The sequence below is a fragment of the Rhodococcus sp. 06-418-5 genome (assembly GCF_002258285.1).
Taxonomy (GTDB): domain Bacteria; phylum Actinomycetota; class Actinomycetes; order Mycobacteriales; family Mycobacteriaceae; genus Rhodococcoides.
In genome coordinates this window covers 210,768-232,830 of sequence record NZ_NOYE01000025.1, presented here as the reverse complement: position 1 = coordinate 232,830, position 22,063 = coordinate 210,768, and the positions used below count along the sequence as shown (strand labels likewise).

The following is a 22,063-nucleotide window of genomic DNA, read 5'->3' as shown; positions in this document are numbered from 1 at the left end:
TACCCAGCTGCGAGGATCGAAAACGCCGCGATCCCTCGTCCGGTCGAGGCTACCGATTGTGGAACTCTGGTGCCCGAGAGTTCGCAACCGAAAGGACGACCGATGCTCGATCACGACCGCATTCGACGCGACACCCCAGGTGCGTCGGGCCGCGTGTTTCTCGACAGCGCCGGATCCTCGTTGCCCCCGACCGTCGTCCTCGACACCGCGATCGCGCATCTACGCCGCGAAGCGGAGATCGGCGGCTACCGGGCCGCGAACGAACGACTCGACGACCTCGCCGCGGTCAAGACCTCGATTGCAACATTGATCGGCGCGCAGGCGTCGAGCATTGCACTGAGCGATTCCGCGACGCGGGCCTGGACGGACTTCTTCTACTCGGTGCCACTCTCGGCCGGCGACCGAATCCTGCTGTGCGAGGCCGAGTACGCCAGCAATGCCATCTCCGCCCTCCACCGCGCCGAAGTCACCGGAGCGACCGTCGAGGTCATGCCGAGCGACGCATCGGGACGCATCGATCTGGATGCGCTGGAATCGATGCTCGACGACCGCGTGAAACTGATCTCGGTGGTGCACGCCCCCACGAACGGCGGCCTGATCAATCCCGCCCGTGCCGTGGCCGATCTCGCCCACCAGCACGGTGCACTGGTCCTGCTCGACGCCTGCCAGTCCATCGGGCAGCTGCGCGTCGACGTCGAGGAGTTGGGAGTCGACGCCCTCTCGGCCACCGGCCGCAAATGGTTGCGCGGCCCACGCGGAACGGGCTTCCTCTACCTGCGTCCAGGATTGGCGTCGACGCTGCATCCGCCGGCCCTGGACCTGCACAGCGCAGAGTGGACCGATGGACGGACGTACCGGATGGCAGACGACGCCACGCGTTTCGAATTCTGGGAATGCGACGTCGCGGCCAGGCTCGCGCTCGGTGCGGCCGTCGACTACCTGCTCGAACTCGGTATCGACCGAGTCGAAGACGCCGTCGTCGAACGTGCCGACTACCTCCGCTCGGGGCTTCGGAAGGTTCCCGGGGTGACCGTGCGCGACCTCGGCGACCGCAAGAGCGGCATCGTATCCTTCACCGTCGACGGCGAGGATCCCGTGGCAGTGCGTGACCGACTGGCCGAACGAAACGTGACGGTCACCGTCAGCCATCGCGGTTCCACGCGTCTGGACATGACGGGCCGGGGACTCGACGCCGTCGTGCGTGCATCTCCGCACTATTTCGTCGCGTTCGCCGAACTGGACGCGATGCTCGCTGCGCTCGCAGGTGAGTGACACTTCGTAGCAGGGTCGGCAGGAGTGGAGCCGGCGGAACGACCCGTCGAACCGTCGCTCACATGGGTTCCGCGGAGGTAGGCAGCCACGCCGATTGCGGAGACCACGAGCCCGCCGAGCCCGAGCCAGGTGATCTCGTCGCCGAACATCAGCAAGGCCCACAGCATGGTCGTCGGCGGTGTCAGGTAGAGCAGCACGCTGGCGCGCGTCGGACCGTTGCGACGCACCACGAACAGGTACGCGCCGTATGCCCCGAAGGTGGAGAGCACCACCGTCCAGACCACGGCGGCGAGAAAGCCCCTCGTCATCGGCGGCGCGACGTCCCCGGCCAGAGCACTCCACGTCATGAATCCGACTGCGCTGATGGAACATTGAATCGCCATCGCCAGCGCGATCGGCTCCTTCGGTGCCAGCACGCGTTGGCCGATCGTGCCCACCGACAGTGCCAGCATTCCGGCAGCCGGTAGCAGGTAGACCGGCCAGAAGAGATCCGCACCGGACAGGTCTCCGACCACCACCAATGAGACACCCGCGATCCCGACGACGAGTCCCAGAACCTGCCGTCCTCCCACGCGTTCGCCGAAGATCCTGCTCGATGCCATCGCGACCACCAGTGGCTGCAACGCGGCGATCAAGGCGGCGACGCCGGGTGGCACGCCCATCCCGATACCGGTGATGGTCGCACCGAGGTAGAGGAACTGACAGAACAGGCCCAGGACGGCATGGATTCGGATGGCATGCCAGGTGGGGGTCAGTTTCCGGAACCGGCACCACGCGATCAGCAACGCCGCCGCGGCGAGATACCGCCAGGCCAACAGCGTGTGAGCCGGGGCTTCGGCGGTTCCGAGCTCTGCTCCGATGAACCCCGAACTCCACAGCACCACCAGTGCTGTGCCTGCAATGACGTCGACTCTCGATCTCATGGAGCGATGTAAACATACAGGTCTGTATACTCGCAGTGCACCTGCCGCTCACCAGCGCTTTCGAAAGGCAACCATGCTCGACAAGCCGCTCACCCCCGCCGGAGAACGCATCCTGACCGTCGCCAGCGACCTGTTCTACGCCCGCGGGATTCGCGCCGTCGGAGTCGACCTCATCGCGGAGGAGGCCGGCACAACGAAGAAAACGCTGTACGACCGATTCGGCTCCAAGGACGGCCTGGTGCAGCGGTACCTCACCCGCCGATACGGCCTGTGGTGCGATCACGTGACCCGGTACGTCGAATCCCTCGAATCCGGCGACGCGCGCATCCTCGGGGTGTACGACGCCCTCGATCTGTGGATGCGCGACAACCATCGCGGCTGCGGATTCGTCAACGCCTTCGCGGAGTTCGGCGGAACCGGCAGCCCGGTGCTCGCGATCATCGAGTCCGAGAAGGAATGGACGAGATCGTTGTTCGCGCGATTGGCCACCGAAGCCGGTTACCCCGATGCCGAGCAGCTCGGAACCCGACTGTCGGTACTGCACGAGGGCGCGGTGGTGATGGGCACAGCGGGGGCTCGCGATGACGCGATCGTGGTCGCGCGGGGCATCGCGTTCGATCTGCTCGCTGCGCTGGCAGTGGCGCGGACAGGTGCCCCAGGGGGCACATAACCAAGCCACTGCGCGGCATCGTGTATTGTTTCCCAGGTTGTCTCGGCGAGGGTAGATCCACGATTTCAGGATCCACCGTTATCGACGCGGCTCGGCCCCGTTGGCCGCGCTCGTTCGTGTCCGCCCCGACGAGCTTGACCGCCCGACGAAGTACGCCGCACGAACCACAGTTATCAGGAGCATCCAGCACCATGGCATCGAAGGTAAACAACCTCACCGCACAGGTCCGCACCGAATTCGGCAAGGGAGCCGCCCGCCGCACCCGTCGCGACGGCCTCGTTCCCGCCGTTCTGTACGGACACGCCACCGACCCCCAGCACCTCGCGCTGGACGCTCGCGCGTTCGCAGCCGTGCTGCGTAACGACGGCACCAACGCCGTGCTGACCCTCGACATCGACGGCAAGTCGCAGCTGGCGCTGACCAAGTCGATCGTCGTGCACCCGATCCGTCGCAGCATCGAGCACGCCGACCTCCTCGTCCTGAAGAAGGGCGAGCGCGTCACCGTCGAGGTCAACATCATCGTCGAGGGCGACGCCGCACCGGGCACCCTGGTCACCACCGACTCGACCGCGGTCGAGATCGAGGCCGACGCACTGGAGATCCCGGAGAACTTCGTCGTCTCCGTCGAAGAGGCTCAGATCGGCACTCAGATCACCGCAGCCGACCTCGACCTTCCGTCCGGCGTCACGCTGGTGTCCGACGGCGAGATGCTGCTCGTGAACGTCGTCGAGGCTCCGTCCGAGGAAGACCTCGAGGCCGACGGCGAAGGCACCGAGCCCATCTCCGAAGAGGGCGAAGCCGAGACTCAGGAAGAAGCCGAGTCCTCGGACGAGGACAGCTCCGACGAGAGCTGATTCTCCACCTGCACGCTCGACGGCGCGCTGCTTCCCTCGGGAGCAGCGCGTCGTTCGTTTCGAAGGCCTGATGAGACAATGACGACCGTGAGTGTTGATCCCGCAGCGCCGGCCCTGATCGTCGGCCTCGGCAATCCCGGCCCGCAGTACGAAAAGACCCGTCACAACGTGGGATTCATGGTGGCCGACGCCCTGGCCGGACGCATCGGTTCCGCGTTCTCCTCGCACAAGAAGTCCAACTCCGACATCGTGCAGGCTCGTCTCGGCAGTCGCTCGGTGGTCATCGCCAAGCCGCGCACCTTCATGAATCTCTCGGGCCAACCAGTGGCTGCGTTGGCGCGCTTCTTCTCGATCGAGCCTGCGAACATCGTCGTGGTGCACGACGAGTTGGACATCGACTTCGGTGCTCTACGACTCAAACTCGGCGGCGGCGAAGGCGGCCACAACGGCCTCCGCTCGATCTCGCAGCACCTGAGCACCAAGGACTATCTGCGGGTGCGCGTCGGCGTCGGGCGACCACCGGGACGGATGGATCCGGCGTCGTTCGTGCTCAAGCCGTTCTCCGCTGCCGAGCGCAAGGACCTCGGCGTCGTGGTCGAGGAAGCAGCCGACGCCGCCGAGCTCCTGCTCTCGGCCGGACTCGAGGCCGCACAGAACACGGTGCACCCGCGCTGATCCTCACACCCATGTTCTGAGGTGCGCGCCTGTTCTCGCTTCCTGACGCACGCGCGCACCCCGCAAGAACGGCGTGAGGTCTCCTGCAGGTTCAGTTCAGCAGCGACGCCGAATTCGCCCGCCGCAGTTTGCCGCTCGACGTCTTCGGGATGCTGCCCGGCCCCAACACCGCGACGGTTCGCGGCCGAACACCGACCTCCGAATGCACCGCATGGATCACTTCACGTTCGATGCGCCTGACCTCGTCCGGCTTGTCGATGTCGTTGGTTTCCACAGCCACCGCGAAACTTTCGCGTTTGTCACCGGCATCGAGCCGAATGGCCACGGCATTGCCCGGCCGCACACCGGCGACGGTGCCCGCGGCCCGTTCGATGTCGGTGGGATAGATGTTGCGACCACCCATGATGATGACGTCCTTGATTCGCCCGCAGACGACCACCAGTTCGTCCTCGGTGATGTAGCCGACGTCGCCGGTGTCGAGCCAGCCGTCCGCGTCGAGCGTCGACACCGGGCCGTCGACGGTGATGTATCCGGGCGTGACGGCCTTGCCTCGCACCTCGATGATGCCGACGCCCCGTGCGGTGAGCACCTGCCCCTCCTTGTCCACGACACGGCCCTCCAACCCGGGAACGAATTTGCCGAGCGTCGCCAGCGAGCGGGTGTTACCGCGAGTGGACGGGACGGCACGACCGAGGGTCTCGAGCAGGTCCGCGTCGACCACGTCGATCACCTGCCCCTGATCGGGGTTCGGAATCGACACGGCCAGAGTCGTTTCCGCCATTCCGTAGACCGGAGCCAGTGCGAGGGGGTTCAGCTTGTACCGGGCTCCGGCCTCGGCGAGCGCGATCATGGTGTCCGGATCGACCGGCTCGGCTCCGTTCCAGGCGTAGCGCAGAGTCGACAGGTCGAGATCCAGATCGTCCTCCGCCTGACCGAGCCGCCGCGCCAGCAGCGAGTAGGCGAAATTGGGTGCTGCCGTGACGGTTCCGCGGTACTTGTGAATCAGCTTGGCCCACAACAGCGGCGAGCGCAGGAAGTCCAGCGGAGTGATACTGACGACCTCGGCACCGACCTGCATGGGCACCGACAGGAAGCCCACCATGCCCATGTCGTGGAACAGCGGCAGCCAACTGACCATCACATCGGTTTCGACATCGAATTCGATGCGGTCGATCATCGCGTAGGCATTGACGTAGAAGTTCTCGTGCGTGATCCGTACGGCCTTCGGCGAACCGGTCGATCCGGAGGTGAGCTGCTGCAACGCGATATCGGACTCGGACGTGGGCACCGGATCGATGTCGCGACCGGTCTTCATGTCCTCGATCTTCAGCACGGTGATGCCGCGCTCCTCGAGCACGGGTGCGGCGATGTCGAACGGAGCCCCGAGGATCACGGCCTTGGCCTCGATCATCCGCACGACGGTCTCGGTGTCCTCACCCCAGACGGCGAGGTCGGTCCGCGGTGTCGGCTGATGCAGCATCGTCACCGATCCCCCGCGCATCCAGGTCGCCTGGCACGCCGGAGCGATGTCGACCGGCTGACCGGCCAGGATGCCGATCGCATCTCCGTGTTCGACGCCTGCGTCGGCCAACGCACCGGCCATCCGACGCGCCTGCTCGTGGATTTCACCCCAGGACTGTCGCAATGCCTCGTCGGGCTCGCCGGTGATCAGACCGTGCTTGCTGGTGCTCGCGGTCTCGAACATCTCTTCGGTGAACTTGCTCAACGCGCGTCTCCTCGTGAGGGAATCCCGGCCCACCGTCCACAGTAGGCAGTCCGCCCCGACCGAGGGGTGCAACAGGCCGCGTATCCTTGATTTCTGCCCCGGCGCCCGATTCGGTGCCGCCCTTGCTAGGAGAATGAGGTTTTCGTGAGCACCCCGTCCAGTACCCCCGACGTCGACGCCACGATCGACGGGTCCGGACCGGCAGCGCTCGACGAGTCCGGAACCACCCGCAGCCGGGCCACAGAGCTCGAGACCGAGGTCGCGAGGCGTCGAACATTCGCGGTGATCTCGCACCCCGACGCCGGCAAGTCGACGCTCACCGAGGCCCTCGCCCTGCATGCACGCGTCATCTCCGAGGCCGGAGCCATCCACGGCAAAGCCGGCCGCCGCTCCACCGTCTCCGACTGGATGGAGATGGAGAAGGCCCGTGGCATCTCGGTGAGTTCGACTGCGCTGCAGTTCAATTACCAGACCTCACCCGACGCGGAGATCACCAACGTCATCAACCTCGTCGACACCCCCGGCCACGCCGACTTCTCCGAGGACACCTACCGCGTTCTCACCGCCGTCGACGCCGCGGTGATGCTGATCGACGCCGCCAAGGGTCTGGAGCCGCAGACCCTCAAGCTGTTCCAGGTGTGCCGCCAGTTCGGCATCCCGGTCATCACCGTCATCAACAAGTGGGACCGCCCGGGCCAGTCGCCGCTCGAGCTGCTCGACGAGATCGAGTCGCGGATCGGCCTGACTCCGACGCCTCTCTACTGGCCCGTCGGGATCGCCGGTGACTTCCGCGGCCTGCTCGACGTACAGGACGGCAGCTACATCCGGTTCACCCGTACTGCCGGCGGTGCCACCATCGCGCCCGAGGAATTCATGACGGCCGAGGCCGCCGCCGAACGTGAGGGCGTCGACTGGGACACCGCCGTCGAGGAAAGTGATCTGCTGATCTCGAGCGGTCAGCAGCACGATCAGGAGATGTTCCTGGCCGGTCAGACGTCGCCGGTGATCTTCGGCTCCGCGATGCTCAACTTCGGCGTCCGGCAGATTCTCGACACCCTCGTCGCTCTGGCACCCGCCCCCGGCGCGCGCGACGACGTCTCGGGCGGGGTACGCGAGGTCACCGATCCGTTCAGCGCCGTCGTGTTCAAGGTGCAGGCAGGCATGGACACCGCGCACCGCGACCGCCTGGCGTTCATGCGCGTGGTCTCCGGAGTGTTCGAGCGCGGCATGGTCGTCACCCACTCGCAAACCAAGAAGCCGTTCACCACCAAGTACGCGTTGACGGTGTTCGGTCGCGATCGTACGACCGTCGAGAACGCCTATCCGGGAGACATCGTCGGCCTCGTCAACGCGACCGCACTCGCCCCCGGGCACACGCTCTACACCGACAAGAGGGTCGAGTTCCCGCCCATTCCGTCGTTCGCGCCCGAGCACTTCTCGGCACTGCGGGTCGACAGCGCCGACAAGTACAAGAAGTTCCGCCGGGCCGTCGAGCAACTCGACTCCGAAGGCGTGGTTCAGGTGCTGCGCAACGACATTCGCGGCGACGCCTCCCCCGTGCTCGCCGCCGTCGGACCCATGCAGTTCGAGGTGGTCACCGCACGAATGAAGACCGAGTTCGGCGTCGACGCGCGAATGGAACCGCTCGGATACTCCCTTGCCCGACGCACCGACGCGGCCTCGGCCGTCGAGTTGGGTCGCCAGCGCGGAGTCGAGGTCTTCACCCGCACCGACGGTGCGCTGCTGGCACTGGTAAGCGACAAGTGGCGTCTGCAGTACATCCAGAAGGAGATGCCCGAGCTGACTCTCGAACCACTCGTCGCCGCGGGTGATCAGTAGCACCGGCGTGCTGATCGATCTGCTCGACGCAGAGTTCTCCGTACTGGGGCACCCGATTCTGTGGCGTGAGGTGGTCGGCAACGGTTTCGGCTTGCTCTCGGCGATCGGCGGGATGCGGCGCGTCGTATGGGCGTGGCCGGTGGGGATCATCGGCAATGCGCTGCTGTTCACTGTCTTCCTCGGCGGCGTGTTCCACACTCCGCAGGCTCTCGATCTGTACGGCCAGGCCGGGCGACAACTGATGTTCATCGCGGTGAGCGTCTACGGGTTGATGCGTTGGCTGCGGGACTCCAAACGGTCGGGGGCAGCGGTTCTACCGCGGTGGGGCACGGCGCGGGAGCGGACCGCGATGATCGTCGTCGCGATCGTCGGCACGGTGCTGTTCGCGCAACTGTTCGGCTACCTCGGCTCGTTCGGCAAGTGGGCCGACGCGTGGATCTTCACCGGATCCATGCTGGCGACCTTCGGGATGGCGCGTGGACTCACCGAGTTCTGGCTGATCTGGATCGCGGTGGACATCGTGGGCGTTCCGCTGCTGATCGTCGCCGGGTTCTATCCCTCCGCGGTTCTCTACCTGGTGTATGCCGCGTTCGTGGCCTGGGGTTTTGCCGTGTGGTTCAGAGTTCAGAACAAGAACTTCGGTCAAAAAATGGCGTCGTAAACAATCGTGATGATACTCTCAGCGTGTCCGAACAAACTTCGAGTACGTTTCTGCGTGCTCGACGCCGAGTAGCCCGTCCTGATCGATGCCCGATCGTGACATCTCGGCGCGGAACCACCTGGGATCACGATGAAGTGGAAAACGACATGACTAAGGGATCGAACTACCCATTGGCCGGGATCAAGGTCGGTGGCGTTCCTGCGCATCGTTTGGCGACGCCGCCGAAGTCCGACTCCACTTCACCCGCCGGTGGCCGCACCGATTCTTCGGCGGCAGCGCCCGCCGAGAAGGCGGCCGAGACCTCTACCACCGAGAATTCGGAGGCAGTGGCCACGTCCACCGATAAGGCGTCCGCAACAACGCCTGCACCAGCAACGTCGTCCGTCACGGATTCAACGACCCCCCGCGCGGATCGACGTCGTCCAGAGAAGCCCGCCACGGAATCGAACGAGGTTGAAGTGACTACAAGCGATCAGATCTCAGAACACGGCCTGCCCACCAACGGCCGCTCCACGTCTCACGGCTCCAGCTCCTCGCCGTCGCTCGGTCGCGGCCAGGGACCGGACCGTCGTACCGCCATGGGCGTCGCCTCGGTACGCATCGCAGGCCGCCTGACCCAGAACGAGCTCGGCAGCCGCACCGGCGACATCCGCACCCCCGACACCTCCGTCGGTCCCGACGAGCTGCTCCAGCTCCTCGGCGAATACCTCGTCTCGGGTGGCCTGCAGAACCCCGAGATCCACGTTCGCTCCAACGGCCAGACCATCGTGCTGGACCTGCAGAACCCCGCCAAGGGCTACCGCTGACCCCTACCGGTCACAACAGCTGCTGGAATGCCTCTGGTCGCACCATCTCGAGTACCAGAGGCTTCCATTGCGGCGCTCGGTCCTTGTCGACCAGCACTGCACGAACACCCTCGGCGAAGTCCGGTTCGGTGATGATCCACGTTGCCATCCGCAACTCCCGATCGAGGCATTCACGCAACGTACTGTCGGCCCCGCGTGTGATCAGCGCGTCGGTTGCCATAAGGGACGTGGGCGACAGCGTCGCCAACTGAGTCTTCGTCGTCCGCGACCAGGGCGTGTCGCACACCAGCGCATCGATGATGTCGACGAGTGAGCTCCTCTCGAATACTGCAGCCACCGCCTCCGCGTCGAACGACAGTTCGGTGGTCGACGGCGCAGTGGTGTATCGGTCCAAAACCTCGTCCAGATCCATGCCTGCGAGAATGTCCGCCTTCAGATCGGACACGACCTCGCTCGGGCAGAAATGCGTCGCCAATCCCAGTGCGAGCGCATCGGTTCCGGTGATACGAGTTCCCGTCAGCGCCAGGTACCGTCCGGCATGGCCCGGCAGGCGCGAGAGAAAGTAGCTCGACCCCACATCCGGCACGAAACCGATCGCCGTCTCCGGCATCGCCAACACGGCGTTCTCGGTGACGATACGGACGCTGCCGTGAATCGAAATTCCCAGGCCACCACCGAAAGCCGCCGCTTCGATGACGGCGACGTACGGCTTGGGGTAGCCGGCAATCACCTCGTCGAGGTCGTACTCCGCCGCGAAGTACGCCGGGCCCGCCTCGTGGTCACCGTCGACGACGGCCTGCCGAATCGCCTTGATGTCACCGCCGGCGCAGAACGCCCGAGGTGAACTGCTCGTCACCAGAACAGAAGTGACCTCATCGTCGTCTCGCCACGCATCGAGTGCGGCGCGGATCCCGTCGATCATCGCACCGTTCAACGAGTTCAGAGCCTCCGGCCGGTTCAGGACGATATGCCCCACTCCGCCCACGGTCTCGGCTTCGACAACGGCCACTGTTGACTCCTTCACACGCACCTCGTTCGACGCGTAACAGTAGCGCTATTCGCGAGACTCGACCGACCGTGGACGCGCGTCAGCGGGAATGTCGGCGGGAGGACACGGCCGCTCCTCGGCAGTGAACCATCCACGATAGAGAAACATCTGCCCGAGCACCGGGCTCTTCACCTCGATCTCGATGCGATGCCGTTCCTCGGCCGCATCCCACCACTCGCGACCGATCGTCACCGCTGACGCCGGCTTCGGCAACTTCGGCGCAAGAGGGCCGAGCAGGAATCGCGGAACCTCGCTCTCGAGCACAAGTCCACCATCGGCGTCGACCTCACACCTGGTGTGCACCACCATGTCCGACGAGAAACCCAGGTAGTCCAAGGCATACGCGTCGGACTCGGCGGAGGACACCATCACCGAGTTCATTCCCTGCGGGCGACCGGCGAAAGCGAAACGCCGCACGAAAGACATTGTCTCGCGGCCCAGTTCGTCGACATACGCATAGTTGGCGATGGTGAACGGCACGTCCTTGCCCACACCCGCGGGAAAGAGTCCACGCTTGCGGCCGGCCCACAGCAACGGCGGCGGCACGAGCCGAGAGTGCGTCATCTCCTCCATCACGCCCACCCCGAACTGGGCGAGATGGTCCGAGGACTGCAATCCGAAGCGCCACTGAACCTTGGGATGCAGAAGGGCGAAGTCCGAACCGAGTACTTCCGCGACGACCGATGTCATAACTCCAGTATGCGCTGCGCGCAGGTGAGCGAAACTTCGTAGCAGATTACGAATTTCCGTTCACGTGCCGCAGGCTCTACTCCAGCTCGGCGGCCAACTCCATCCAGCGTTCCTCGGCGACATCCTTGTCCGCGAGGACCTGCTTGAGCTCGGTGTCGAGGGCGACGAGCTTGCCCTGCTCGGTGGACGCGTCGACGAGTTCGGCATGCAACTCGACCTCACGCTTGGAGAGCCGAAGGACGAGCTTTTCGAGCTTGCTCAGTTCCTTACGGGCCGCGCGCTCGGACGCCGCATCCCGGGTCGCCTTCTTCGGCACCGCGCCGGTGGTCAACGAATCCGGAGTGGCCTCGGCCGCGAGAACCGACCGGCGACGCAGGTACTCGTCGATCCCGCCGGGCAGATTGGTGAGCTTGCCGTCGCCGAACAGTGCCCAGGTGGAATCACAGATGCGCTCGATCAGGTACCGATCGTGACTGATGACGACGAGGGTGCCCGCCCAGCCGTCGAGGATGTCCTCGAGCTGCTGCAGGGTGTCGATGTCGAGATCGTTGGTGGGCTCGTCGAGCAACAGCACGTTCGGCTCGGCCATCAACACGCGCGTGAGCTGAAGCCGACGACGCTCACCGCCGGAGAGATCTCCGACGGGGGTGCGCTGACGCGCCGGGGTGAAGCCGAGCCGCTCCGCGAGCTGCCCGGCCGAGATCTCGCGGTCACCCAACGTGATCCGCTCGGCCACTTCCTTGACCGCATCGAGAACACGCAGCTTCTTGGGTAGGTCGTCCAATTCCTGCTTGAGCCAACCGATCTTGACCGTCTGGCCCTGGATGCGCTTACCCGCAGCAGGCTGCAGTTCACCGGCGAGCGTGCGGAGCATCGTGGTCTTGCCCGAACCGTTGACGCCGACCAGGCCGACGCGCTCACCGGGAGCCAGACGCCAGGTGAAGTCCTTCACCAGTTCTCGGCCGTCGGGAGTCTCCAGGCGCGCGTCCTCGAGTTCGATGACGACCTTGCCGAGACGACGCTGAGCGAACGAGGACAACGCGACGGAGTCACGCGGTGCCGGAACGTCGGCGATCAGAGCCTCGGCCGCCTCGATGCGGTACTTCGGCTTGGAGGTACGAGCCGGGGCACCGCGGCGCAGCCACGCCAACTCCTTGCGCGCGAGGTTGCGTCGACGCTCCTCGGACGCGTCGGCCTGACGGGACCGCTCGGCGCGCGCGAACACCCAGTCGTTGTAGCCGCCCTCGTAGGCCTCGACGCCGCCGCCGACCACTTCCCACGTGCGATTGGCGACCGTGTCGAGGAACCAGCGATCGTGGGTGACGACCACCAGCGCACTGCGACGGCTGACCAGGTGCGCGGCCAACCACTGCACGCCCTCGACGTCGAGGTGGTTGGTCGGCTCGTCGAGCACCAGCAGATCGAGATCCTGAACCAGAGCCGCTGCCAACGCAACTCGTCGACGCTCGCCGCCCGAGAGGTTGTCGATCGACGCGTCGAGTCCCGAACTCCCCGCAGGCCCGAGGTCGGCAATACCGATGCCGGTCAAGATGTTTCGCACCCGAGAGTCACCCGCCCACTCGTGCTCGGCCATTCCGAGTGGGTCGAGGACCACCTGGCCGACGGTCGACCCCGGAGGCAACACGCCGCGCTGGGTGACGACGGCCATGCGCAGGCCGTTGACCCGGCTGACACGTCCCGAATCGGGCGGTTCGATGCCGGCGAGAACCTCGAGGGTGGTGGTCTTACCGCCGCCGTTGAGACCGACCATGCCGATGCGTTCGCCCTCCTGCACGCCGAGCGAGACGCCGTCGAGCAGTGGCTTGACGCCGAAGGACTTGCTGACGTTTTCGAGATTGACGAGATTGACCATCAGGAAAAACCAATCGATTCACTAGTGACAACACGAGCACCGGGAACCGGTCCACTCGCAACACGGACGGTGCGGCACACACCGGCACCGGACAATTCAGCGCTCACCGACACCGCCGCGTCGGCGTCGGCGCACAGGAACGCGCAGGTGGGGCCCGAGCCGGACACGATGCCCGCCAATGCCCCGGCGGTGACTCCCGCACGCAGCGTGCGACGCAACTGCGGCATCAGCGAGACCGCAGCGGCCTGCAGGTCGTTGCCGAGCAACGGCGCGAGTGCACGCGCATCGCCGGACGCCAGCGCATGCATCAGATCCTCGGTGCCGCCGAGGCGAGGCGGATGGCCCTTGGCCCGCAACTCGTCGAGTTCGTTGTACACGGCAGGCGTTTGCAGACCGCCCTTCGCCAACGCCAGCACCCAGTGAAAACTGTTGCGCGAGAGCACCGGAAGCAGCTTCTCCCCGCGACCGGTTCCGACCGCGGTCCCGCCGTGCAGCGAGAAGGGCACGTCGCTCCCGAGTTGAGCCGCCACCTCGTCGAGCTCGTCACGCGAGAGATCGAGATGCCACATCGCGTTCAGTGCCACCAGGGTCGCGGCAGCGTCGGCACTTCCACCTGCCATCCCACCGGCCACCGGAATTCCCTTGTCGATGGTGATCTCCACCGACGGCTCTCGCCCGACCCGACGCCCCAGCAACTCGGCGGCCTTCCACACCAGATTCCGCGAATCGGTGGGAACCACCCTCGCGTCGTCACCGCGCACCCGAACCGAGAGCGTCTTGGCCGGAATCACCGACAGTTCGTCCGAGAGCGAGAGCGCCTGAAACACCGTCGTCAGCTCGTGAAAGCCATCGGGACGCAGGTCACCGACCGACAGATGCAGATTCACCTTCGACGGGGCCCGAACAACGACGGGTGTGGGAACGACAGACAGCACGAGTAACCACAGTAGTGGAGAAACAACGCCCGAGTTCACCACCAGGGCGGCCTCCGGTGGGTACTCGATGTGACGTTCAGTGGACTTTTGGGCGGTCGATGTCACATTCAGTGGACTTCGGGGGCGGGGATGATCGGGCGATGCGGACCGAATATGTCCGCATTCGGTGGCATCGTGGGCCCATGAAGGAAACATCGGCTCGGTTGTTGCGACTGTTGTCTCTGCTGCAGACGCGTCGTGATTGGGCGGGCGCGGAATTGGCGGAGCGACTCGACGTCACTCCTCGCACGTTGCGGCGCGACGTGGACAAGCTGCGCGACATCGGTTATCCGGTCAATGCGACGCCGGGTGTCGGCGGTGGGTACCAGCTCGGTCCCGGCGCGGAGATGCCTCCGCTGCTGCTCGACGACGACGAGGCGCTGGCGGTGGCCTTCGGGTTGCAGTCCGCCGCCGGGGGCTCGGTCGCGGGTATCGGGGAGGCGTCGTTGCGGGCGTTGACGAAGTTGCGGCAGGTGATGCCCTCGCGCATCCAGCATCGGCTCGACGCGTTGCGCATCGACGTGGTGGAGAAGACACCCCGTTCGGCGGTGGATGCGTCGGTGCTGTCCACGGTGGCAGCGGTGTGCCACGGACACGAGCGGTTGCGGTTCGATTACCGCAAGCACGACGGTTCCGAGTCCAGGCGCGAGGTGGAGCCGTACAGCCTGGTGCGGGCGGGAGCGCGCTGGTACCTGCTGGGTTGGGATGTACTGCGGGAGGATTGGCGGTCGTATCGGGTTGATCGCCTGACTCCGAAGATTCCGACGGGTCCGCGGTTCACGCCCCGGGCGCTGCCGCCGGGCGGCGCGGCGTCGTTCGTCTCGAAGGGAATCGATCGTGCGTTCGCCAGAGTTCAGGCGCGGATCGCGTTGCACGCCCCGATCGAGACGATCGCGCCGATGATCGACGAGCAGTGGGGCACACTCGAATCCATCGACGACCGCACCTGCGCGGTGGTGTTGGCCGGGGATTCGCTGCCCTCGATCGCACGGTGGCTGGCGGCGTTCGACACCGATTTCACGGTGCTCGATCCACCGGAACTGCGCGAGGAATGCCGCATCGTGGCCGAGCGGCACGCGAGGCTGAACGAGCGATACCTCGCGGCGGTTCACCCTCCGGTAACCGGTCCGTGAGTCAATGGGCAGATGACGACACCACTCGGTTTCGACCCGAAATTCCTGGCCGACATCGACGTTCCGTTGCCCGATCGCGCCGACGTGGTGGTGCTTGCGTACACGCACTTCTCGGTGTCCATCGACCCTGCCCGACGCCTCGCCGCGGTCACCGGCGTGAACATCGACGGCGCGAGCCTGCAGGATGTCGGGCGGGGAGACAACTGGCGACTCGACGATCGGCTACCGGCTGCGCAGCAGGCCGGCAACGAGCTGTACAAGAACAACGACCTCGATCGCGGGCATCTGGTTCGCAGGCGAGATCCGGTGTGGGGTGAGCGTGCGGTGGCCGAGCGCGCCAACGAGGACACGTTCCACTACACCGTGTGCGCGCCACAGACGGCCACCCTGAATCAGTCGAAGACGCTGTGGCTGGGGCTGGAGGACTACGTGCTGGGAAACGCCGAGCAGTACGACCGAAAGCTCTCGGTGTTCAGCGGTTGCATCTTCGCCGACGACGATCCGATCTACCGCGGTGTCGCCATTCCGCGGCAGTTCTTCAAGATCGCGGCATGGTCGCAGGGTTCGACTCCCGCATGCACCGGATACGTTCTCGACCAGTCGCCGTCCCTCGATCCGATCCTCGACAAGCCGTTACGACTCGAGACCGATCCCCCGCCCCTCGGCCCGTATCGGACGTACCAGGTTCCGGTGGCCGACATCGCGTCGATGACCGGCCTGGAGCTGGGTGTGTTGATCGAAGCCGATCGCTATGCACCGGTGGCTGCCGCTCGTGCGGAGGCGTCGAAGTGGACCGAGCTGACGCGACTGTCGGACATCCACCTGTAGAGGGGCCTCAGGCTTCGGTAGCGGCCAAGCGGACGAAGGCTGCGGCGTCGATGGTTTCGCCTCGCGCCGTCGGGTCGATTCCGGCCTCACGCAACCGGCGTTCGGCCGCCACCGGGGAGCCGGCCCAGCCGGCGAGGGCCGCTCGCAGGGTCTTTCGTCGCTGCGCGAATGCGGCATCGATCACCGCGAAGACGGCCTTGCGATGCGCGGTGTCGGTGGGCCACGGCGGCTCGGCGTACCGATCGATACGCACCAGGCCCGACTCGACCTTGGGCACCGGCCAGAACACCGAACGGCCCACCGCGCCGGCCCTTTTGACGTCACCGAAGAACCTGGCCTTGACGCTGGGGATGCCGTAGATCTTGCTGCCCGGTACCGCGGCGAGTCGATCGGCCACCTCGGCTTGGACCATCACCACCGCGACACGGAGGCTCGGCAATTCCGAGAACAGATGAATCAGCACGGGAACGGCGACGTTGTAGGGGAGGTTGGCCACCAGTGCAGTCGGCTCCCCCGCGATGTCCGCCGCTCGGACGCGAAGCGCGTCGGCCTCGATCACCGTCAGCCGATCGGCCAGGGTCGGGGCTCGGTCGGCCACCGTGGTGGGCAAACGGTTCGCGAGCTTGGGATCGATCTCGACGGCGATGACGGATTCGGCCACGTCGAGCAACGCCAGAGTCAGCGAACCGAGGCCGGGGCCGACCTCGAGGACCGTGTCCTGAGGGCCGACGCCCGCGGAGGCGACGATGCGTCGAACAGTGTTTGCGTCGTGCACGAAGTTCTGCCCGAGCTGCTTGGTGGGCCGCACGTCGAGCTCGGCTGCGAGGGAGCGGACCTCGGCGGGACCGAGCAGAGCCGCGGATCCCCTCACATGTTCGGACACGGCGGAAACTCTACGTGATCAGCGATAACCCAGCCGCGAGGTGCAGGCGGGCCATGCGCCCCAGCCCTGCGATTTCTGCGTCACCGATGCGATTGCGATCTGCTCTTCGCGGGTGGCGAGGTCGGCGCGCGGCGCGTACTTGAGGCCGCCCTGACGTTCCCAGGTGTTCTGGTCGAACTGCACGCCACCGTAGAAGCCGTTACCCGTGTTGATGGCCCAGTTGCCGGTTGCCTCGCACTGTGCGAGCGCGTCCCAGATCGCACCGTTCTCCACCGGCGGCACCTCGGTGCCGGGCTTGGCTCCGACGCGGACGGTCTTCGGCTGGGCGGGTACCTGCACCTTCTCGTCGACCTTCTCGCGACCGACCTCGACGCCGTTGACCATGTTGATCTTCCAGGTGATGTCGGAGACGCCCGGAGCGCCGGGGTTCTCGACGACGGTGCGGCTCATGTTCATCGTCGGATCTTCGATCCGCTGCTCCGGGGCATCGGTATCGGTGGTCTCGGTCTTGGTGACGGTGCGGTCACGCGTGACGACGATCTCGGCACCGTCGGTCACGGTCTCGTCGGGATCGGGGCTGACGGTGTCGGCTTCTTCGAGCGGCGCGCCTGCTGCATCAAGGAATTCGCGCACAGTCGGTGCGGCCAGGGTGATCGGGGTGGCGGGGGCTCCGCCGTCGACGAGCGAGACCTGCTTGGGCAGTGCGACGTCCAACTCGGTGCCGTCGAGCGGCAGTCGCTCCGAGCGCGAGGCGGAGACGTGCACGTCCTCGGCGAGGCCGGTCTGCTGCAGTGCTTCCTCGACGGTCAGTGCGGTGGTCCAGATCTCCTCGGGCTTGCCGTCGACGTTCAGTGTGATCTCGCGGGCGCGGCGAAGGACAACGGTGTCGCCGTCGCTCAGACCGGAGTCGGGAGCGGGAACGACCAGATCCTTGTCCGACGGGGCATAACCGGCGTCGGCCAGCGCGCTGCTGACGTCGGTTTTCATCGTGCTCAGCGAGATCATGTCGCCGTCGACGTCGATGGTCACGGTCTTGTGACGGCTCACGGCCATCACACCACCGGCGACGAGCGTCATCAACAGGGCCGCGATGACCAGGTAGAGAGTGGTCGAGCGGGCGGAGTTGAGGCGTCTGATAGTCGACAAGTTTCGTATTCCTGGCGGTTGCGAGCGTGACTTCGGCGTCGAAACGCCCGAGTTCGGTCACGGTACGGTAACGAATTAGCACCCACGTCGCAACTTCGGCAGCTAGAGGCCGTACACCCGCTCCGCATTGGCAGTGGCGTGAGCAGCGAGCGCCGCTGGATCCTGGCCGCGAACCTCGGCCAACGCCCGCGCGGTGTACGGCAGGCAGTACGACTCGTTGGGTGCACCTCGATACGGATGCGGCGTCAGGAACGGCGCGTCGGTCTCCACCAGCACGAGCTCGTCCGGTACCAGAACCGCGGCCTCCCGCAACGCGTGCGCATTCTTGAAACTGACGGTCCCCGAAAAGCTGAGAACGTAACCGGCGTCGACGCAGGCCTTCGCGGTCTCGGGACCACCAGAAAAGCAGTGGAAGATCACCGTCTCGGGCGCACCTTCCGCCGTCAGAACGGCCAGCAGATCCTCGTCGGCCTCGCGATTGTGAATCATCAACGGCTTGCCCAGGCGCTTCGCGAGGTCGATGTGCCAGCGAAAACCCTCGTGTTGCTCGGCTACCGTGGCGCACCCGTCGAGCTTGCCCGGCCAGTAGTAGTCCAGTCCGGTCTCCCCGACCGCCACCACGCGAGGATCGGACGCCAACCGCTCGATCTCGGCCCTGGCGTCGTCGTCGAGCACGTTCGCGCGGGTGGGATGAATCGCCACCGCGGCCCACACCCGCGGATCCCAGGACGCCGCGTCGACGGCGAAGCGCGCGGCATCGAGGTCGTCGGCGATCGTGACCACCCGCGTGACACCGACGGACTCGGCCTTGTCCACGATCGCGGCCACACTCGCCGCGTCGGTCGCCCCACACGCATCGAGGTGGGTGTGCGCGTCGACGAGAGTGCCGACGGACTCGGGCAACGGTGGTGCGGGACGGTCTCTGCTCACGCTGGTTAGAGTAGGCGCACCATGACTGCGCCAGCTGATGCCCCACGGCCACCGTTCTACGTCACCACGGCGATTGCGTACCCCAACGGCGCTCCGCACATCGGACACGCCTACGAGTACATCGCCACCGACACCATCGCGCGCTTCAAACGCCTCGACGGCTACGACGTGCGATTCCTGACGGGTACCGACGAGCACGGCCTGAAGATGCAGCAGACCGCCCAGACCGAGGGCGTGGACGTCCGTGAGCTCGCCGCGCGCAACTCCGACGCATTCCAGACCGCTCAGGACCTGCTGAAGATCTCCTACGGACGCTTCATCCGCACCACCGACGCCGATCACCATGCCGCCAGCCAAGAACTGTGGAAGCGGATGGAAGCGAACGGCGACATCTATCTCGACTCCTACTCCGGCTGGTACTCGGTACGAGACGAGGCGTTCTACACCGAGGCCGAGACCACCCTCGCCGAGGACGGCTCACGCGTCGCGACGGAGACGAACACTCCGGTCGAGTGGACCGAGGAGTCGTCGTACTTCTTCAAGCTGTCGCAGTACCAGGACAAGCTCCTGGCGCTGTACGACGCGTCGCCGGACTTCATCGCGCCCGGCACCCGTCGCAACGAGATCGTGAACTTCGTCAAGGGCGGCCTGCGCGACCTGTCGATCTCCCGAACGACGTTCGACTGGGGCGTGCCGGTGCCCGGCGATCCGGCGCACGTGATGTACGTGTGGGTCGACGCGCTCACCAACTACCTCACCGGTGCCGGCTATCCCGACGTCGAGTCGGAGTCGTTCCGGAAATTCTGGCCTGCCGATCTGCACATCATCGGCAAGGACATCACCCGCTTCCACACCGTCTACTGGCCGGCGTTCCTGATGTCCGCGGGCATCGAACTGCCCAAGCGAGTGTTCGTGCACGGATTCCTGAACGTCAAGGGCGAGAAGATGTCCAAGTCTCTCGGCAACGTTCTGGACCCGAAATCGTTGGTGGAGAACTACGGCCTCGACCCGGTGCGCTTCTTCTTCCTCCGCGAGGTCTCGTTCGGTCAGGACGGCAGCTACAGCCACGAGGCAATCGTCGCCCGCGTCAACGCCGACCTGTCCAACGAACTCGGCAACCTCGCGCAGCGTTCGCTGACGATGGTCGCCAAGAACCTCGACGGAGCTCTCCCGACACCGGGAGAATTCACCGCCGAGGACGACGCGATGCTGGCCCGCGCCGATGCACTCCTCGAGCTCTGCCGACGCGAATTCGACGTGCAGGCAATCCATTCCGCGCTCGATGCGATCTGGTCGGTGCTCGGTGAGACCAACCGCTACTTCTCGCTGCAACAGCCGTGGGTACTGCGCAAGACCGATCCCGATCGCATGGCCACCGTGCTGTACGTGACGATCGAGGTGCTGCGCATCGTGAGCATCCTGACGCAGCCCGTCATGCCCGATTCCGCGTCGCGCATCCTCGACCTGCTCGGCGCACAGAACCGCGAATTCACCGACATCGCAACACGTTCGGTGCCCGGCACTGCACTACCGACCCCGACGCCGGTGTTCCCCAAGTACGAGTAGAGCGCTCCACGCATGTGAGCGAAACTTCGTAGTGGGCTACGAAGTTTCGCTCACATGCGGCGAAGCCGCACTCACAAGGTCTTCTCGAGTTCCTCCAACGTGTTCTCCAGATGCGTCAGCATTCGCTGCAGGTGCGGCACACTGCGTCGGCATCCGATGAGTCCGAAGTTCAGCGAGTCGCCGTTGCTGGCGACGGTGATGTTGAGAGCCTGCCCGTCGGCCACGATGGACGCCGGGTAGATGCCGTCCAGTTTCGCGCCGTTCCAGTACAGATCCTCCTTGGATCCGGGAACGTTGGAGATGATGACGTTGAAGGGCGGCGGGGTGTAGTCGACGAATCCCGGCACCGGCCCGAACAGCAACGGAGCCATGGTGACTGCTCCCACGGCGAGCGCTTCGAGGGTGTTGAGCTCGCTCATCATTTGCTTGCCCTTGACGGTCGAATCCTTGATTCGTTCCAGCCGCACGAGCGGATCGGATTCGTCCGTGGCGAGATTGCACAGGATGGTCGTCACCGAATTCCCGGCATCCTTGCCGTCCCCCTCCTTGCGTAACGACACCGGAACCATCGCGATCAGCGGTTCCTCGGGCAGCGCGTTGCGATCGATGAGGTACGCGCGCAGAGCCCCGGCGCACATCGCGAGCACCATGTCGTTGAGCGTGGCGTCCAGAGCCGTTCCGACCGTGCGGATCCGCTCGATCGACCAGCTCTCGGCGGCGAAGCGGCGCGCGCCGCCGATGGGCACGTTGAACATGGTGCGCGGTGCCTGCAACGGCAGCTGAGCTCCTTCTTTCTTCAACGCGCGCAATCCGATTCGTGCTGAGGCCGGAGCGAAATCGACGAGGTCGCCCGCGATCTTGCGTCCCAGCGAGAGCCCACTGCCCAGCTGAGCAAGCCGTCCCGGCTGCTCCTCGACGCCCTGCTTCTTGCGCTTACCGAACAGTGACGGGTCCCAGGTGGCGACTCCGCTCCGGTCGTCGGGATCGGTGGAAAGCGTGCGCTGCATGAGTTTCAATGCACTGACGCCGTCGACCAGCGAGTGATGCACCTTGGTGTACAACGCGATTCGGCCGTCCGCCAGACCCTCGATGATGTGCAGCTCCCACATCGGTCGATACCGATCCAGCGGTGCACTGTGATTGAGCGAGAGGAATTGGAACAGCTCGCGAATCCGGCCGGGAGCAGGCAGCACCGTGCGGCGAACGTGGTACTCGAAATCCACGTCCGGATCGAAGGCCCAGGCCAGATTTCCCATGATCTGCACCGGACGCGCAGGGCGCTTACGGAAGAGCTCGTGCACCTCACCGGTGGTGAACTTGCGGTGTACCTCCTCGGCGAAGTCGTGCGGATCACCGGGCGGGACGAACAACTCCAGACCGCCCACGTGCATCGGGTGCTCCCGTGACTCGGCGATCAGAAACATCGATTCCGTGATGGGCATGAGTGCCATGAGCTGTCCCTTTTCCATTTGTTTTCGGTCACGGTACGGCACCGAATGTGACTCAGAACACGACCTTACGTCCGGTCACGAAAAGCTACCCGCTATTGTCCGTTACCAGGGGTTC

At 65.5% G+C, this 22,063-nt stretch carries 21 protein-coding genes; 10 read left to right on the top strand and 11 right to left on the bottom strand.

Translation table 11 applies throughout. The features are described from left to right. Positions 1 to 102: 102 nt before the first annotated feature. Entirely contained in the window at positions 103 to 1,272 is a 1,170-nt protein-coding gene (locus tag CH274_RS19750; protein ID WP_094658581.1) for an aminotransferase class V-fold PLP-dependent enzyme, read from the top strand. Here the strand turns inward: CH274_RS19750 and CH274_RS19745 are convergent. Further along, on the bottom strand, positions 1,215 to 2,195 hold the full coding sequence (locus CH274_RS19745) for a DMT family transporter (RefSeq protein ID WP_094658579.1): 981 nt from the start codon (positions 2,193 to 2,195) through the stop codon (positions 1,215 to 1,217). The two genes, CH274_RS19750 and CH274_RS19745, sit on opposite strands and share 58 nt — an antisense overlap. A 73-nt stretch (positions 2,196 to 2,268) precedes the next feature. Between CH274_RS19745 and CH274_RS19740 the strand changes: the two genes are divergently transcribed. From CH274_RS19740 to pth, 3 genes are all read left to right on the top strand, one after another. Further along, on the top strand, positions 2,269 to 2,865 hold the full coding sequence (locus CH274_RS19740) for a TetR/AcrR family transcriptional regulator (protein ID WP_094658577.1): 597 nt from the start codon (positions 2,269 to 2,271) through the stop codon (positions 2,863 to 2,865). A 191-nt stretch (positions 2,866 to 3,056) separates the two neighbouring features. Next, positions 3,057 to 3,719, top strand: coding sequence for a 50S ribosomal protein L25/general stress protein Ctc (locus CH274_RS19735; RefSeq protein ID WP_094631248.1), 663 nt, complete (start codon positions 3,057 to 3,059; stop codon positions 3,717 to 3,719). Between the two features lie 87 nt (positions 3,720 to 3,806). Further along, positions 3,807 to 4,394 (top strand): aminoacyl-tRNA hydrolase, encoded by a 588-nt coding sequence (gene pth / locus CH274_RS19730; protein ID WP_230596804.1) that lies wholly within the window; start codon positions 3,807 to 3,809, stop codon positions 4,392 to 4,394. Positions 4,395 to 4,485: 91 nt separating this feature from the next. Here pth and CH274_RS19725 read toward each other — a convergent pair whose 3' ends face one another. Next, positions 4,486 to 6,120: a fatty acyl-AMP ligase gene (locus tag CH274_RS19725; RefSeq protein ID WP_094631247.1), complete on the bottom strand. Its 1,635-nt coding sequence runs from the start codon at positions 6,118 to 6,120 to the stop codon at positions 4,486 to 4,488. Positions 6,121 to 6,264: 144 nt separating this feature from the next. Between CH274_RS19725 and CH274_RS19720 the strand changes: the two genes are divergently transcribed. Both CH274_RS19720 and pnuC read left to right on the top strand, forming a co-directional pair. Next, positions 6,265 to 7,959: a peptide chain release factor 3 gene (locus CH274_RS19720; protein ID WP_094658576.1), complete on the top strand. Its 1,695-nt coding sequence runs from the start codon at positions 6,265 to 6,267 to the stop codon at positions 7,957 to 7,959. A 7-nt stretch (positions 7,960 to 7,966) separates the two neighbouring features. Continuing rightward, positions 7,967 to 8,620 (top strand): nicotinamide riboside transporter PnuC, encoded by a 654-nt coding sequence (gene pnuC / locus CH274_RS19715; protein WP_032396227.1) that lies wholly within the window; start codon positions 7,967 to 7,969, stop codon positions 8,618 to 8,620. Positions 8,621 to 8,783: 163 nt separating this feature from the next. On the opposite strand, the gene CH274_RS29780 is transcribed toward pnuC, so the two are convergent. Then, positions 8,784 to 9,008, bottom strand: coding sequence for a hypothetical protein (locus CH274_RS29780; RefSeq protein ID WP_230596806.1), 225 nt, complete (start codon positions 9,006 to 9,008; stop codon positions 8,784 to 8,786). Between the two features lie 70 nt (positions 9,009 to 9,078). On the opposite strand from CH274_RS29780, the gene CH274_RS29775 reads away from it, so the two are divergent. After that, the gene (locus tag CH274_RS29775) at positions 9,079 to 9,426 is read left to right on the top strand and encodes a hypothetical protein (protein ID WP_230596808.1); all 348 of its coding nucleotides are present in this window, start codon (positions 9,079 to 9,081) and stop codon (positions 9,424 to 9,426) included. 10 nt (positions 9,427 to 9,436) lie between these two features. Here CH274_RS29775 and CH274_RS19705 read toward each other — a convergent pair whose 3' ends face one another. The 4 genes from CH274_RS19705 to CH274_RS19690 form a co-directional block, all read right to left on the bottom strand. Beyond that, entirely contained in the window at positions 9,437 to 10,435 is a 999-nt protein-coding gene (locus CH274_RS19705) for an enoyl-CoA hydratase/isomerase family protein (protein ID WP_032395714.1), read from the bottom strand. Positions 10,436 to 10,480: 45 nt separating this feature from the next. Then, a complete protein-coding gene (locus CH274_RS19700; protein WP_094658574.1) occupies positions 10,481 to 11,164 on the bottom strand; it encodes a DUF4166 domain-containing protein in 684 nt (227 codons plus the stop codon). Between the two features lie 76 nt (positions 11,165 to 11,240). Further along, positions 11,241 to 13,037, bottom strand: a complete 1,797-nt coding sequence (locus CH274_RS19695) for an ABC-F family ATP-binding cassette domain-containing protein (protein WP_032395716.1) — start codon at positions 13,035 to 13,037, stop codon at positions 11,241 to 11,243. Beyond that, positions 13,037 to 13,972 (bottom strand): 4-(cytidine 5'-diphospho)-2-C-methyl-D-erythritol kinase, encoded by a 936-nt coding sequence (locus CH274_RS19690; RefSeq protein ID WP_094658774.1) that lies wholly within the window; start codon positions 13,970 to 13,972, stop codon positions 13,037 to 13,039. Before CH274_RS19690 ends, CH274_RS19695 begins: the two co-directional genes overlap by 1 nt. Before the next feature lie 182 nt (positions 13,973 to 14,154). Between CH274_RS19690 and CH274_RS19685 the strand changes: the two genes are divergently transcribed. Continuing rightward, the gene (locus tag CH274_RS19685) at positions 14,155 to 15,144 is read left to right on the top strand and encodes a helix-turn-helix transcriptional regulator (RefSeq protein WP_032395717.1); all 990 of its coding nucleotides are present in this window, start codon (positions 14,155 to 14,157) and stop codon (positions 15,142 to 15,144) included. A gap of 12 nt (positions 15,145 to 15,156) precedes the next feature. Then, complete coding sequence (locus CH274_RS19680; protein ID WP_094658573.1) at positions 15,157 to 15,972, top strand: DNA/RNA non-specific endonuclease; 816 nt, start codon at positions 15,157 to 15,159, stop codon at positions 15,970 to 15,972. A gap of 7 nt (positions 15,973 to 15,979) precedes the next feature. Here CH274_RS19680 and rsmA read toward each other — a convergent pair whose 3' ends face one another. The 3 genes from rsmA to CH274_RS19665 all read right to left on the bottom strand — a co-directional run bounded on the left by rsmA (position 15,980) and on the right by CH274_RS19665 (position 18,931). Then, entirely contained in the window at positions 15,980 to 16,855 is an 876-nt protein-coding gene (rsmA, locus tag CH274_RS19675) for a 16S rRNA (adenine(1518)-N(6)/adenine(1519)-N(6))-dimethyltransferase RsmA (protein WP_094631242.1), read from the bottom strand. A gap of 18 nt (positions 16,856 to 16,873) precedes the next feature. Beyond that, positions 16,874 to 18,001, bottom strand: coding sequence for a resuscitation-promoting factor (locus tag CH274_RS19670; RefSeq protein WP_094658571.1), 1,128 nt, complete (start codon positions 17,999 to 18,001; stop codon positions 16,874 to 16,876). Between the two features lie 102 nt (positions 18,002 to 18,103). Next, complete coding sequence (locus tag CH274_RS19665; protein WP_094658569.1) at positions 18,104 to 18,931, bottom strand: TatD family hydrolase; 828 nt, start codon at positions 18,929 to 18,931, stop codon at positions 18,104 to 18,106. Positions 18,932 to 18,952: 21 nt separating this feature from the next. On the opposite strand from CH274_RS19665, the gene metG reads away from it, so the two are divergent. Next, positions 18,953 to 20,497, top strand: coding sequence for a methionine--tRNA ligase (gene metG / locus CH274_RS19660; protein WP_094658568.1), 1,545 nt, complete (start codon positions 18,953 to 18,955; stop codon positions 20,495 to 20,497). Between the two features lie 71 nt (positions 20,498 to 20,568). On the opposite strand, the gene CH274_RS19655 is transcribed toward metG, so the two are convergent. Further along, on the bottom strand, positions 20,569 to 21,948 hold the full coding sequence (locus CH274_RS19655; protein ID WP_094631239.1) for a WS/DGAT/MGAT family O-acyltransferase: 1,380 nt from the start codon (positions 21,946 to 21,948) through the stop codon (positions 20,569 to 20,571). Positions 21,949 to 22,063: the final 115 nt, after the last annotated feature.